This is a genomic window from Colwellia sp. F1, from assembly GCF_056238625.1.
In genome coordinates, this window is the sequence record NZ_JBWDLI010000011.1 from 96,145 (window position 1) to 109,964 (window position 13,820).

The following is a 13,820-nucleotide window of genomic DNA, read 5'->3' on the forward strand; positions in this document are numbered from 1 at the left end:
CACTAAGAAACGCAAGCAGGTGTTTTAAATAAGCTAAACTGTATACAATTTACGATGAACACCAGCGCAAGTCATATATTTCTGAATTAATCCTTGTTAATGTTAGGTTAACTCAATAGTAATTTTTTAATGAAAAACTACGCATTATTAAAATGAAGCACTATTGTTACTCATTATACATTAGCGAGAGATGAACCTAATATGAAAAAAACAATGACTAAAACACTAATACCTACCTTTTTACTATCTAGTGTTTTAATGGCTTGCACAGGAGGCCATTCACCGGGAGAGCAAGTCACTTCAGCAGCGAAACAAGTAGCAGCAACGAATGAAGTTGAACAGTCAAAAGCTTTATTACTGGCCGAATGGCAAGGGCCTTACCAAGGTGTGCCAGCATTTGATCAAGTGTCACTCGCGGGGTTAATTCCAGCAATGGAAGAAGGCATGAAAATGCAATTAGCTGAAATTGATGCCATTGCTAATAACCCACAAGCGCCTACGTTTGACAACACCATTGTTGCTATGGAAAGAACCGGGGCTACTTTAGACCGAATATTTACTTACTATGGTATTTGGCGCTCTAATGAATCTTCACCTGAATTTCGTGAAATTCAAGCTAAAATGGCACCAAAGCTCTCGGCTTTTTACTCTAAAATCAATCAAAATAAAGCGCTGTTTTCACGTATTGAAGCTGTGTATCACAGCGACCAAATGAAGACACTAACGCCAGAGCAGCAGCGTTTAGTTTACTTAACCTATAATGGCTTTGCGCATAATGGCGCTACATTAGAAGGCGAAGCTAAAAAGCGCTATGCAAAAATTAATCAAAGATTAGCAGAGCTACATACGCAATTTGGCAATAATGTGTTAGCTGACGAAGAAGGCTATGTTTTATACCTTACTAAAGACCAATTAGGCGGTTTAACCAAGTCAATTATAAGTAGTGCAGCTTCTGCAGCAGAAGTACACGGACGAAAAGGCGAGTATGCTATTACCAATACACGTTCATCAATGGACCCGTTTCTAACCTATTCTACTGAGCGTAAACTACGCCAGCAAGTATGGGAGAATTATTATAACCGTGGCAATAACGGCGATGAATTTGATAACAACGCGATTATTGCTGAAATACTACAATTGCGTCATGAGCGTGTTAATTTACTTGGTTATAAAAACTATGCTTCTTGGCGTTTGGCTGATCGCATGGCTAAATCACCCGATAATGCCATTAAATTAATGGAAAGTGTTTGGCCGGCAGCAATAGCGCGTGTCGACGAAGAAGTTGCAGACATGCTTGTTATTGGTAAAGCAGAAGATGGTATTGAAAAAATTGAGCCGTGGGATTACCGTTTTTATGCTGAAAAAGTGCGTAAAAATAAGTACAGCCTAGACTCAGACGAAGTAAAACAATACCTACAATTAAATAAGTTGCGTGAAGCAATGTTCTATGTGGCAGGCCGCTTGTTTAACTTTGAGTTTACCGAAGTTAGTGATGGCTCTGTGCCGGTATTTAATGAAGATGTACGTGTTTGGGAAGTAAAAGATAAAACGTCAAAAGAGCATATTGGCTTGTGGTATTTAGACCCTTTTGCACGCCAAGGAAAGCGCTCAGGCGCATGGGCTACTACCTACCGCAGCTACACTACGTTTGACGGACAAACCAATGTATTGTCGTCAAATAACTCTAACTTCTCAAAAGGTGAAGATGGTCAACCTACGCTAATTTCATGGTCTGATGCTGAAACCTACTTCCATGAATTTGGCCATGCATTACACTTTTTATCGTCAAAAGTGACTTACCCCACCTTAAATGGCGGTGTGCGTGATTACACTGAATTTCAGTCACAATTACTTGAGCACTGGTTAGCGACAGATGAAGTGATTAATAACTACTTAGTACATTATAAAACGGGCAAACCAATGCCCAGTGACTTAATTGCCAAAATTAAAAAAGCAGCAACCTTTAATGAAGGTTTTAAAACGACAGAATACTTAGCGTCTGCCTTAGTTGATATGAAGTTTCACACCGTTGACCCAACAGGGCTTGATGCGCAAAAATTTGAACGTGATACCTTAGCCGCGTTAAATATGCCTGAATCCATTGTGATGCGCCATCGCTCTACCCATTTTGGTCATGTATTTAGCTCAGAAGGCTATGCTTCCAGTTACTATGGTTATATGTGGGCTGAAGTATTAACGGCTGACGCAGCGGAAGCCTTTTCTCAATCACCGGGTGGTTTTTACGATAAAGAAGTAGCGGCTAAATTGGTTAAGCATTTATTTAGTGTCCGTAATGCGGTTGACCCAGCAGAAGCTTATCGTGCCTTTAGAGGTAGAGATGCAGACGTTAAAGCGCTAATGCGTAACCGAGGTTTTTCTGTTACTGAGTGATTTTTCAACGATTAACTAGGTTAACATTAATGATCATTTAAAAACTCGCTTCGGCGAGTTTTTTGTCGAGACAAAGTTAAGGTGGGTAGCCATTACAGTTTATTTAATAAAAATTTGCTAAACTCAGGTTTTCATTTAATAAAGGTGGACACGTGAGACATTTATTATCCTTATCAATTGTTACATTATTATTGAGTGCCTGTTCAATGGCACCTAAAAATGATACTTGGTTATTGATTGACAACTTTGAACAACAAGCGTTAGTGGGATGGTTTAACGCAGATACACAAAATGAGACCAAGCCTTTTATCGCTAACCCGCAAATAACTCAAATTCGGCTAGAAAAAAATACAGCCAATAACAATCATTACCTTATTAAAAAACCTGCTGACGACGGTATCGTCGGCAATCGTAAAGCGATATCCGTTAAAGTATTACCTGAGCCTGTAGCGGTAGGGCAAACATATACTTTTTATACGCGTATTCTGGTTGAGAGTTTTCCAAATAATCATGCTTTTGGTATCAGTAACTTAACCCCTGAGCAAATCATAAAAGCCGGTTATAACGCCTTTGAGCCAACCTTACGGGTGACAGACAAGTTCGAGTCTAATGGCTTTAAAAATGATGGCACCCTTATGGTGAAAGTTGATAGCGATAACAAGTATCAACAATACAGTAAAGTACAAAATTTTGCTGAAAATCGCCCAGCAAAATCGATGCAAACCAATGTATGGTATCAAATTTGGTATGTAGTCAATAACGACTTAGCCATACATGGCGGGCAATCTTATGATGTTTATCTACAAGGGGGGGAATTTAGCAAGCAAACCTTAGTTTATAAAAATGCCGATTTTAGAATGAAGCGAGAGCAGGCATTAATTACCTTTTTTGCTAACAGCAATACAGGGCCTGCTAAAAAACCTTACGGTAATGGTGGTTTGGCTTATGATGACATCTACATGACTAAAGGGGTTAATTTAACACAGCCAACCCAAAGAAAGCCTTAGAGTAATGGCCTTTTTGTTGTGCTTAATCTATTGCCGGCTAACAAGTGACGTACATTATTTAGTACGCTTAGTAGCAAGTTAATGCACTTGTACTAAGCGGCTGAAATAACGGCATAAATTAACTGATTTTATTGCCGTGCTGCCAAATCTTCTTCCACCTTGCAAAGGTATGTTTGGCTAAGTAACTGTGTTTACTGCGTTTTTTCCTTTTATAAATTTGCCATTGTTTTGGTATTAAGTGAATCACAATATTTAAGTAATTGGGTATATGAAAATAAATAATATCGTGTTCGGTGACTCTTTCTTTTAATAAGGTTAATAATAAATTAACTTCGTTGTCTGTAGCGTCAGGTAAATTAATTGATAAACAGGTGTTTTCTTGTATATTGGCGATTAACTGCTCTAGTTGATTCACCGTACTCTGGTAGCTCTCAATGTCTTGCTGATAAACATCGCAAACATACCAGTCGTAATTGCCGTTATTTGCTTGTAGCCATTGCTTGCTGTCACCATGTATGATTGTAAAGTGGTTGTTTTCTGGATTAAAGTACTGAGCAAAGCAATTGATGACTGTGCTACTATGTTCAACACTTTGTAGCATAATTTTATTAGATACATGCCGGATGAAGCGCTGGATATTACCACCGCCTAACCCTAATTCAACCATGGTGTTAGGTTTAAAAAATAACAAAGGCAGCATCATGGCTGTTTGATGGGGTAAGGTTAATTTCCATGGTTTGCGCTTAAGCATAACGCTTTGAATGACCTGTTCATTGTTGTTACTGCCCAATACCTCGCAGCCAAAAGTAAGCCAACGATAATGTGCATTTTCGCTTACTGAAATGCTTTTAGCATCTTGGCTCAAATAGATTAATTTTCCTTGTGCAACGTGTTTTGCTAATTGCATAATGCTCCAACGGGTTAACTAAAAAAGATTGTGATTAAAATAAAAATCAGGACAGATAGACAATGTACACCTTAAGAGCACCAATTACTGCAACAGAGTTTTCACAGTATTATCATTTACGCTGGGAAATTTTAAGAAAACCCTGGCAACAAGCACTTGGCAGCGAGCAAGACGCACAAGAAAAATATGCTATTCACCGAATGATTATTGATGAACAGGGCGAAGTTTTGGCGGTAGGGCGCTTAGAAAAAGGCGAAATATCACAAGGAAAAATTCGCTTCATGGCTGTTAAGCATAATAGGCAAGGTCAGGGCTTAGGGCAAAAAATAGTAAATGCGTTAGAGCAACAAGCACAACAGTTAGGTATAAGTGAGCTGGTATTAAATGCCCGAGAAAGTGCTATTCATTTTTATCAAAAACTTGGTTACCAATTACAAGAATACTCACATACCCTATACGATGACATTAAGCATTACCGCATGGTAAAAAAACTCACGGTACTGCCTGAAAGTAAAAATAGTAACACGCAAGCATTACAAACCCTGTGGCATAAAACTATTCCGCTAAGTAAGGCGATGAATATCCAAATTAGTTATTATGATGGCACCCAATTAATGACAATTTGTGATACTGACTTTAATCAAAACCTTCATCACACAATGTTTGCCGGTAGTATTTATACCTTAGCCACTTTAACCGGGTGGGGTTGGGTTTACCTAGCGCTGCAAGAGCAACAACAATTGAATGCCGAACTCAATGGCGATATTGTGTTAGCTCAGGCAAATATTCGCTATCACTCACCTATTAAAGGCTTAGCCTATGGGCAAGTGGCTGCAAAAGATGTTTCAGGCCAATTTGACCACTTAACACAAGGTAAGAAAGCTCGTTTTAATTTAGTCGCACGTATATATTGCGGTGATAATATTGCCGCCACATTTACAGGTGAATACGTTGTTCTCCCTGGTAAGCAGAGCCCTGTTGGTGCTTAATGGTGCAGTTTTATATAGCGCAGATCACATAGCGGTAAAGAGTTCTAAAGAGACAGCAATAAAATGATAAATAAAAGAAACAAAATAACCAGTAACACGGTTGGTATTATTGGCTGTGGTTGGTTAGGAAAAGCCCTAGCCGCAAAGCTACTCAACAATAATACTGCGGTGTTAGCAACCAGTAGTCAGCAAAAACATGTAGATGAGTTAAATCAACAATCAATTCCCGCGCAACAATTAACCTTGCCGGCAAAAGAAAGTAATCTCATCCAGCACGATATCTTTACACAGCAAAGTTTGGTTATTGCCATTACGCCACAATTTAGGCAAGGCAGAGTAGATTATGCCGAGAAAGTCAGTCAGTTAGTGCAGGCTGCGCAGAATAGCGGTGTTGTTAAACGCATTGTTTTACTGTCAAGTACAGCGGTATATGACGGCTTAGACGGTGAGGTAAATGAGAGTAGCGCACTTGATTTAGCAACAGAGAAAGTACAAATACTGAACGCGGCTGAGCAGGCAGTATTAAACTTCGCTAACCAAGAAGACAAGCAAGGGTTTGTGCTGAGATTAGCCGGCCTAGTAGGCCCAGGGCGTCATCCAGGTAAATTTATTTTGGCGAATAAAACCTTAAGCAACTCAACAGCGCCGGTGAATTTAATTCATCAAGAGGATGCCGCTGCTCTTATTAAATTACTGCTTGAAACCTTGCTTCCTTCAGCTATCTTTAATGGTGTTAGTGATACCCACGTAACGAAAGGGCTTTATTATCAAACGGCTGCGCAAATATTAGGGTTAAAGCCGCCGCCTATTGCCCATGAAAATCAAACGAAAGTGACTAAGATAGTATTGGGTGAAAAAACGAAAGCCGTTTTAGGCTACCAATTTGCTTACCCTGACTTGCTCAGTTGGTTATCCTCTAACACTAAGTAATTACTTCTTTGGGCTACATGGTATAATAGTATTTTCTCCCGTCTTTTATTGGTTATCGTTTGAATTTATTTCCTAAAGCCTTTCTTGAACGCCACCGACTCAAGTTACTTTTTATTATTATTTGGATGCATATATCCTTGCTAGATTTAGTGTTTATTACCTACCGTGGTCCGGTTTTTTTGTGGCAAGAAAATTTGCAGCCACTTACCTTACTTGTGCACTTGTTAATTGCCTTAGCAACAACCTATATCTATTGGTTAATAACAAAATACCTGAAGCTTAAGGCTGGCCTAAATTTTGACACTGACGCGAATAATAGCGTGGATAAAAGTTAATCATGATGAGAATTGTATTAGCACCAATGGACGGTGTACTTGACCATTTAATGCGAGAGCTACTAACGACAGTAGGTGGATATGATTTATGCGTGACTGAATTTGTCCGCGTTGTTGACCAACTAACCACAGATAAAACTTTTTTTCGCTATTGCCCCGAGCTGATTAACGCGAATGCTTATGGTTGTACAACAGAGGCAGGCACACCTGTGCGGGTGCAGTTACTTGGCCAAGACCCAAGCTGTATGGCTGACAATGCCGCTAAAGTCATTGAGCTTGGCTCGTATGGGGTTGACATTAACTTTGGCTGCCCGGCAAAAACGGTGAATAAAAACCGCGGGGGCGCGATTTTATTAAAAGATCCTGATAACCTGTATCAAATAATAAGCGCCATCAGAAAATCAGTGCCAGAAGAGGCGATTGTTAGCGCTAAAATTCGTTTAGGTTATGAAGATAAAAGCCTTGCGGTCGAAAACGCACAAGCCATTGCAGCGGCAGGTGCTAATGAATTAACCGTACACGCCAGAACGAAGCTTGAAGGGTACAAACCGCCAGCACACTGGCAATGGATTGCGAAAATAAAGCAAAGTGTCAAAATTCCCGTTATTGCTAATGGAGATATCTTTAACCAAGAAGATGCACAAAAGTGCCGAGACATTACTGGCTGCCAAGATATCATGGTTGGCCGTGGTGCTTTAATGATACCCAATTTAGCGCAAGTAATTAAACAGCAAGCGCCTGTAATGCCATGGAATGAAGTACAAAACTTGTTACTTGATTATACCCAGTGTGAAACTTATGGCGATAAAAGTAAATATTACCCAAACCGCATTAAGCAATGGCTTAAATACATCAAGCTAGCCTACAGTGAAGCCGATACACTGTTTCAAGAAATCCGTACCCTGAAAACAGCGCAGGCGATAACGAATATGCTTTCACCTGATTAATGATGAATCATTTATAAGCAATACCCAGAAATGATTTTGGATATTTCAGTCATGGCAGAGGTACCTGTAAACTCAAATTTAACTTTGCCTAAGGCAGAAAAATATATTTCTAGCTCGGCATCAAGATCAAAGGTGCCTGATGTTTCAATAGAATAAGCGACGATATTTTTATAGGGTAACGAGGTGAAATCTTTTTTACTGCCAGTGATTCCCTGAACATTAATGGCAATGATTCTTTTGCTGGTAAACACAACACCATCACGCATTGTTTTATACGAATCAATTACTTGCTCGTCATCGAGTAGTAAATCACTTACCTTCTCGGCGAAATCACTGTTCTGCTTTAGTTTAAAAACAGTTTTGTTATTAAAGTCTATCATTGCGTATCCTTTCGTTGTGCTAATTTAACCCAAGGGTGTGTAAGTGGAGGGCAGCCTCTCATAAACCTTATAACTATCAATAGAGAAAATCAACAAAATTGGTAGTGTTACAAAGTTGCCTTAATCGTCTCTCGCTTTTGGTTAGGGTGCCTTGATATGCTAGCAAACATACTCAAGGCTGGGTAATAAGCGCTCAGGCATCAACTGATTTAACTCACCGTCGCTAATAATAGCGGAAGCTTCAACAATATCAGGGGCGAAGTATCGGTCTTTGTCATAAAAACTGACCGTTGCCCGTAACATAGCTTTAGCTTGTTCTATAAAAACAGAGCCTTTTAGTGGTGCTCTAAAGTCTAGCCCTTGTGCTGCAGCTAAGTATTCAACAGCAAGTACACCGTTGGTATTCTCTGCCATGTCGACTAAGCGGCGGCCAGCGAAACATGCCATAGAAACGTGATCTTCTTGATTAGCAGACGTTGGTAAACTATCAACAGAAGCAGGATGCGCTAAACTTTTATTTTCTGAGGCAAGGGCTGCAGAAGTGACTTGTGCGATCATAAAGCCAGAGTTTACTCCACCATTATCAACTAAAAAGGGCGGTAATTTACTTAAACTAGCATCAATGAGTAATGCCATTCTCCGTTCAGACAAGGAGCCAATTTCAGCAATGGCTAAAGCTAAATTATCAGCGGCCATAGCAACGGGCTCTGCATGAAAGTTACCAGCAGAAATAAAGTCACCTTCGTTAGCAAACACTAAAGGGTTATCTGTTACGCCATTGGCCTCAGCATGTAAAACCTCAGCAGCTTGGCGAATTTGGGTTAAACAAGCACCCATTACCTGTGGTTGGCAGCGAAGCGAATAAGGGTCTTGTACTTTGTCGCAATTTACGTGTGCTTGCGAAATTTCAGAATGGCCAGATAGAATATGACGATAAGCACGCGCCGCATCAATTTGACCTTGCTGTCCGCGAACCCAGTGCACTCTGTGGTCAAAGGGTGCACGTGAGCCCATTGCTGCTTCGACAGACATTGAGCCTATTACCGTTCCTGCAGCGTATAAGTCTTCCGCGTGAAACAGGCCTTCTAATGCAAAAGCTGTGGAGGCCTGTGTGCCGTTTAATAAAGCTAATCCTTCTTTTGCTGCTAGCGTAATGGGTTCAAGCCCTGCTATTTTTAGGCCAGCTGCCGCTGTAATTACCTGGTCTTGATACGACACTTCGCCTTCACCCAGTAAGGGTAAAACCATATGGGAAAGCGGCGCTAAATCACCAGAAGCACCCACAGAGCCTTTTTTAGGAACACAAGGATAAACTTGCGCATTTAACAAAGAGATTAACGCTTGAATGACCTTTAAGCGAATACCTGAAAAACCTCGAGACAGCGAGTTTATTTTTAGCACCATCATTAAGCGAACGGTCGCATCTTCCATGTACTCGCCAAACCCTGCTGAATGTGACAACACAATAGAGCGTTGCAAGAGTTCCAGTTCATTTTCCTTAATGCGCGTGCTAGCTAACAAGCCAAAGCCGGTATTAATACCATAAACCACACGGCCATCTTTAATGACTTGCTGTACTGCATCAGCACTTTTGTTAATATCAGCAAAGGCATTGCTATTTAAGCTGTATTGAATACCGTCATAGCGGTTCACCTCGCGCAATTGTGCAAGGGTTAACTGCCCTGGGGTAATAGTTAATTCTGTTATTTGATTCATACATTTCTCAATATTAGTTGTCTTACCTAGTACCTAGTCTCTAGCCTCTAGTCCCTAGTATCTAGTCTCTAGTACCTAGTCTCTAGTACCTAGTCTCTAGTACCTAGTACCTAGTCTCTAGTACCTAGTCTCTAGTACCTAGTACCTAGTCCCTAGTCCCTAGTCTCTAGTCCCTAGTCCCTAGTACCTAGTCTCTAGCATCGGTAAGTCTAGCCCTTGCTCTTTCGCACAATTGATTGCGAGATCGTAACCTGCATCAGCGTGGCGCATAACACCTGTAGCTGGGTCGTTCCATAAAACACGGCCAATACGCGCAGCGGCTTCGTCTGTGCCATCGGCCACAATTACCACGCCCGAATGTTGACTAAAGCCCATGCCAACACCGCCGCCGTGATGTATGCTAACCCAAGTAGCACCACCAGAAGTTGATAATAAAGCATTGAGTAAAGGCCAGTCTGACACCGCGTCAGAGCCGTCTAACATGCTCTCAGTTTCACGGTTAGGTGAAGCAACTGAACCTGAGTCTAAATGGTCACGGCCAATAACTACAGGCGCAGAAAGCTCACCTGCTTTAACCATGTCATTAAAGGCCAACGCTAAACGCGCTCTGTCTTTTAAGCCAACCCAGCAAATTCGCGCGGGTAAGCCTTGAAAGGCAATACGCTCACGCGCCATGTCTAACCAATGATGTAAATGAGGATTGTTTGGTATTAATTCTTTTACTTTAGCGTCGGTTTTGTAAATATCTTCAGGATCCCCCGAAAGGGCAACCCAACGAAATGGCCCAATGCCTTCACAAAATAATGGCCGCACGTAAGCAGGAACAAAGCCGGGGAAATCAAAGGCATTGCTTACCCCTTCTTCGAGTGCCATTTGGCGAATATTATTACCATAGTCAGTTGTGGCAGCACCTGCCGACTGTAAGTCAAGCATGGCTTGAACTTGTATTGCCATGGATTGCTTAGCGGCTTTTACTACCAAAGCTTCGTCTTTTAAACGCATGTTAGCGGCATAGTCCATCGTCCAGCCTTGTGGTAAATAACCATTTAAAGGGTCGTGCGCAGACGTTTGATCGGTTACCACATCAGGCGTGATCCCGCGTTTTACTAATTCAGGAAAAACATCGGCAGCGTTCCCTAATAAACCCACTGAAATCGCTTCACCTTTTGCGCTAGCGTCATTTATCATCGCCAATGCTTGGTCTAAATTTTTTGCTTTTTTGTCAACGTAGCGGGTGTTAATGCGAAAGTCGATACGTGTTTCGTCACACTCAACCACCAAGGCTGAAAACCCAGCCATAGTTGCCGCTAGCGGTTGCGCTCCACCCATACCGCCTAAGCCGCCAGTTAAAACCCACTTGCCTTTAGTATTGCCATTAAAATGTTGTTTAGCCATGGCAACGAAGGTCTCGTATGTGCCTTGTACAATACCTTGAGAGCCAATATAAATCCAAGAGCCGGCAGTCATTTGGCCGTACATCATTAAGCCTTCTTTATCTAATGCGTTAAAGTGTTCCCAGTTTGCCCAATTGGGTACTAAATTTGAGTTCGCAATTAACACACGCGGTGCATTTTCATGGGTTTTAAATACGCCGACCGGTTTACCTGATTGCACCATTAAGGTTTCATCATTTTCAAGGCGATTGAGCACCTCAATAATTTTATCAAAACAGGCCCAATTACGTGCAGCACGGCCAATACCACCATAAACAACTAATGACTGTGGATGCTCGGCTACTTCAGGGTCTAAATTATTCATTAACATACGCTTGGCCGCTTCTGTTAGCCAGCTTTTTGCGGTCATTGTTGTGCCACGATCAGCACGAATAATCCTTGACGTATCAAGGCGTAAATTACTATCTGCAGTGGTATTTGCTGTAGGAGAATGAGTTGTCATGAGTTGTCCTCTTTATAATGCTTTACATGTATTCATAATTAATAGAGAAAATTGTTCGGTAGGTTCTTTTTACCGACTACTTGGCTTGAAGTGTTCGTGTGAAAATAATAACGCTAGAACTTAAGGTGGCCCCCTAGTCGGTACTTGTCGCCAGGTGCGGTTAATATGGCCAAGCTCACTACGCCTTTGTTAGACCACGTTCTACGTTTAACTTGTAAGCACGGGACCGTGTTATTAATCGCCAGTAACTGGCAAATATCCTGGCTTGCTAAAACAGCCTCAACTTCATGAGTAGCTTCTGTTAATGGGGCAACGGCAGACAAATATTCATGTGGGGTGATTTTAGTAAAGTCTTGTAATAAATACTCGGGCACTAAGTTGGCGTTAACATAACGCTGTTCTAATTGGATAGCTTGGTCATTTTCAAAATGTAAAACTTGTGAAAAGAACACCTGCTCATTATTTTTTAAGTTTAATAAAATACCAATTTCTTCATTCACTGCTACCGACTCAAGTTTAAGCTGTTGCGCATGATGTTGATGGCCTCGCTCATTGATTTCATCACTAATATTGCGGATTTCTAATAATGATGATTGTGACTTTAAGGTGGCAACAAAAGTGCCTGAGCCTTGTGTTCGAACAAGAATGCCTTGTTCTGTTAACTCTTGAAGGGCACGGCGAGCGGTCATACGGCTGACATCAAACTGTTGTGTTAGCTCATTTTCAGAAGGCACTTTATAATGTTGTAGCCATTGGCCAGACTCTATTTGCTGGCAGATGTATTTTTTAATCACACTATATTTGGCCGGCTTTTTATTGTTATTTGAACTTGTCTCACTCATGATATAACCAATTGATTCTTTACTAGCAGTAGTTGTCTATACGTTCGCATAATTTTACCGTCAAAGCAATAGTTGTATATACAACTATTGCTTGTTAGTCCTTTCTAAGCTACAGTCAGTGGAATGAAATTTTACACATTCTAGGTATTTGTTATGACAAGCACTTCAGCGCGAACACCCATAGATAAGCAAGCCAAACTTCAAGCTCACCGCTGGCAAACACTGTGGCTTAATGTCAACTTGGCCACGATGGATAAGCGTAATAACTGTAGCCAACTGTCTGATTATGTTGAAATTTTAGCAGGAGCAATAGCCATTAGTGATGGAAAAATTGCTTGGGTGGGTAAACAGGTTGATTTACCTGCCTATGACGCGGATAAAGTAGAGGTAATCGATGCTCAAGGGCAATGGCTAACCCCAGGATTAATCGACTGCCATACGCATCTTGTTTATGGTGGAAGCCGTGCCAATGAGTTTGAAATGCGTTTGCAAGGTAAAAGCTATCAAGAAATAGCACAAGCTGGCGGTGGTATTCTTGCCACAGTGCAGGCAACAAGAGCAGCAACAGAAGCCGAATTGTTAGCAAGTGCTTTGGCGCGGTTAACGGCGCTTCATCAACAAGGTGTTACCACGGTTGAAATTAAATCAGGTTATGGTTTAGATCTTACCACTGAAGTAAAAATGTTAAAGGTGGCAGGCCAGTTAGCTAATGAGTTACCGGTAACAATTAAGCGCACTTTTTTAGGGGCTCATGCCTTACCCACAGAGTATAAAGATGATGCCGACAGTTATATTGATTTAGTATGCGAAGAAATGATACCCGTTATCGCCATGCAAAAACTAGCAGATTCTGTTGATGTTTTTTGTGAAAATATAGGCTTTAATCTTGAACAAACAGAGCGAGTATTAATTGCAGCGGCCGAACATGGCTTAGCGATAAAATTGCACGCAGAGCAGTTATCTAATATTGGGGGTACTGAGTTGGCGGCTAAATACCAAGCTTTGTCGAGTGATCATGTGGAATTTCTAGCAGAGCAAGGCATAAAAGCGATGAAAGCCGCAAACATGACAGCTGTGTTATTACCCGGCGCTTTTTATTTTTTACGAGAAACCCAGTTACCGCCCATTGAATTATTACGAAAACATGGGGTGGCAATGGCAGTCGCAACGGATGTTAACCCAGGTACATCACCGCTTTGCTCCATTATGCTAATGCTGAACATGGCGTGTACTTTATTTAGCTTAACCCCAAGCGAGGCACTTGCGGGAGTGACTTGTAATGCCGCTAAAGCGTTAGGGTTGTCTACAACGAAGGGCAAACTAGCTGTAGGTTTTGATGCCGATATGGTGCTGTGGGATATTGAGCAACCGGCAGAGCTTTGTTACCAGTTTGGTGTTAACCCGTTAAGTGCGTTAATACAAAATGGCAACAGAGTTATCTAGTGTGTAAAGCAGTCGTGGTGAAAGCCCCCCTGAATAA

The 13,820-nt window shown here is 41.3% G+C and carries 11 protein-coding genes; 6 read left to right on the top strand and 5 right to left on the bottom strand.

The features are described from left to right. Positions 1 to 201: 201 nt before the first annotated feature. Positions 202 to 2,391: a M3 family metallopeptidase gene (locus tag AC0UA9_RS11935; protein WP_475660323.1), complete on the top strand. Its 2,190-nt coding sequence runs from the start codon at positions 202 to 204 to the stop codon at positions 2,389 to 2,391. 206 nt (positions 2,392 to 2,597) lie between these two features. Next, positions 2,598 to 3,398 (top strand): hypothetical protein, encoded by an 801-nt coding sequence (locus tag AC0UA9_RS11940; RefSeq protein WP_475660368.1) that lies wholly within the window; start codon positions 2,598 to 2,600, stop codon positions 3,396 to 3,398. 118 nt (positions 3,399 to 3,516) lie between these two features. Here AC0UA9_RS11940 and AC0UA9_RS11945 read toward each other — a convergent pair whose 3' ends face one another. Continuing rightward, a complete protein-coding gene (locus AC0UA9_RS11945) occupies positions 3,517 to 4,305 on the bottom strand; it encodes a class I SAM-dependent methyltransferase (protein ID WP_475660324.1) in 789 nt (262 codons plus the stop codon). Between the two features lie 62 nt (positions 4,306 to 4,367). Here AC0UA9_RS11945 and AC0UA9_RS11950 point away from each other — a divergent pair, with 62 nt between their 5' ends. From AC0UA9_RS11950 to AC0UA9_RS11960, 3 genes are all read left to right on the top strand, one after another. Next, positions 4,368 to 5,294, top strand: coding sequence for a bifunctional GNAT family N-acetyltransferase/hotdog fold thioesterase (locus AC0UA9_RS11950; protein WP_475660325.1), 927 nt, complete (start codon positions 4,368 to 4,370; stop codon positions 5,292 to 5,294). A 63-nt stretch (positions 5,295 to 5,357) separates the two neighbouring features. Next, entirely contained in the window at positions 5,358 to 6,224 is an 867-nt protein-coding gene (locus AC0UA9_RS11955; RefSeq protein WP_475660326.1) for an NAD-dependent epimerase/dehydratase family protein, read from the top strand. 340 nt (positions 6,225 to 6,564) lie between these two features. Beyond that, on the top strand, positions 6,565 to 7,506 hold the full coding sequence (locus tag AC0UA9_RS11960) for a tRNA-dihydrouridine synthase (protein WP_475660369.1): 942 nt from the start codon (positions 6,565 to 6,567) through the stop codon (positions 7,504 to 7,506). 11 nt (positions 7,507 to 7,517) lie between these two features. On the opposite strand, the gene AC0UA9_RS11965 is transcribed toward AC0UA9_RS11960, so the two are convergent. From AC0UA9_RS11965 to hutC, 4 genes are all read right to left on the bottom strand, one after another. After that, complete coding sequence (locus AC0UA9_RS11965) at positions 7,518 to 7,886, bottom strand: PH domain-containing protein (RefSeq protein WP_475660327.1); 369 nt, start codon at positions 7,884 to 7,886, stop codon at positions 7,518 to 7,520. Between the two features lie 159 nt (positions 7,887 to 8,045). Further along, positions 8,046 to 9,602 (bottom strand): histidine ammonia-lyase, encoded by a 1,557-nt coding sequence (hutH, locus tag AC0UA9_RS11970; RefSeq protein WP_475660328.1) that lies wholly within the window; start codon positions 9,600 to 9,602, stop codon positions 8,046 to 8,048. Positions 9,603 to 9,782: 180 nt separating this feature from the next. Beyond that, positions 9,783 to 11,498 carry a urocanate hydratase gene (hutU, locus tag AC0UA9_RS11975; protein WP_475660329.1) on the bottom strand — a complete coding sequence of 572 codons (1,716 nt, stop codon included), beginning with the start codon at positions 11,496 to 11,498 and terminating at the stop codon, positions 9,783 to 9,785. Positions 11,499 to 11,611: 113 nt separating this feature from the next. Then, complete coding sequence (hutC, locus tag AC0UA9_RS11980; protein WP_475660330.1) at positions 11,612 to 12,340, bottom strand: histidine utilization repressor; 729 nt, start codon at positions 12,338 to 12,340, stop codon at positions 11,612 to 11,614. Positions 12,341 to 12,493: 153 nt separating this feature from the next. On the opposite strand from hutC, the gene hutI reads away from it, so the two are divergent. Continuing rightward, entirely contained in the window at positions 12,494 to 13,783 is a 1,290-nt protein-coding gene (gene hutI / locus AC0UA9_RS11985; RefSeq protein WP_475660331.1) for an imidazolonepropionase, read from the top strand. The last annotated feature ends 37 nt before the right edge of the window (positions 13,784 to 13,820 follow it).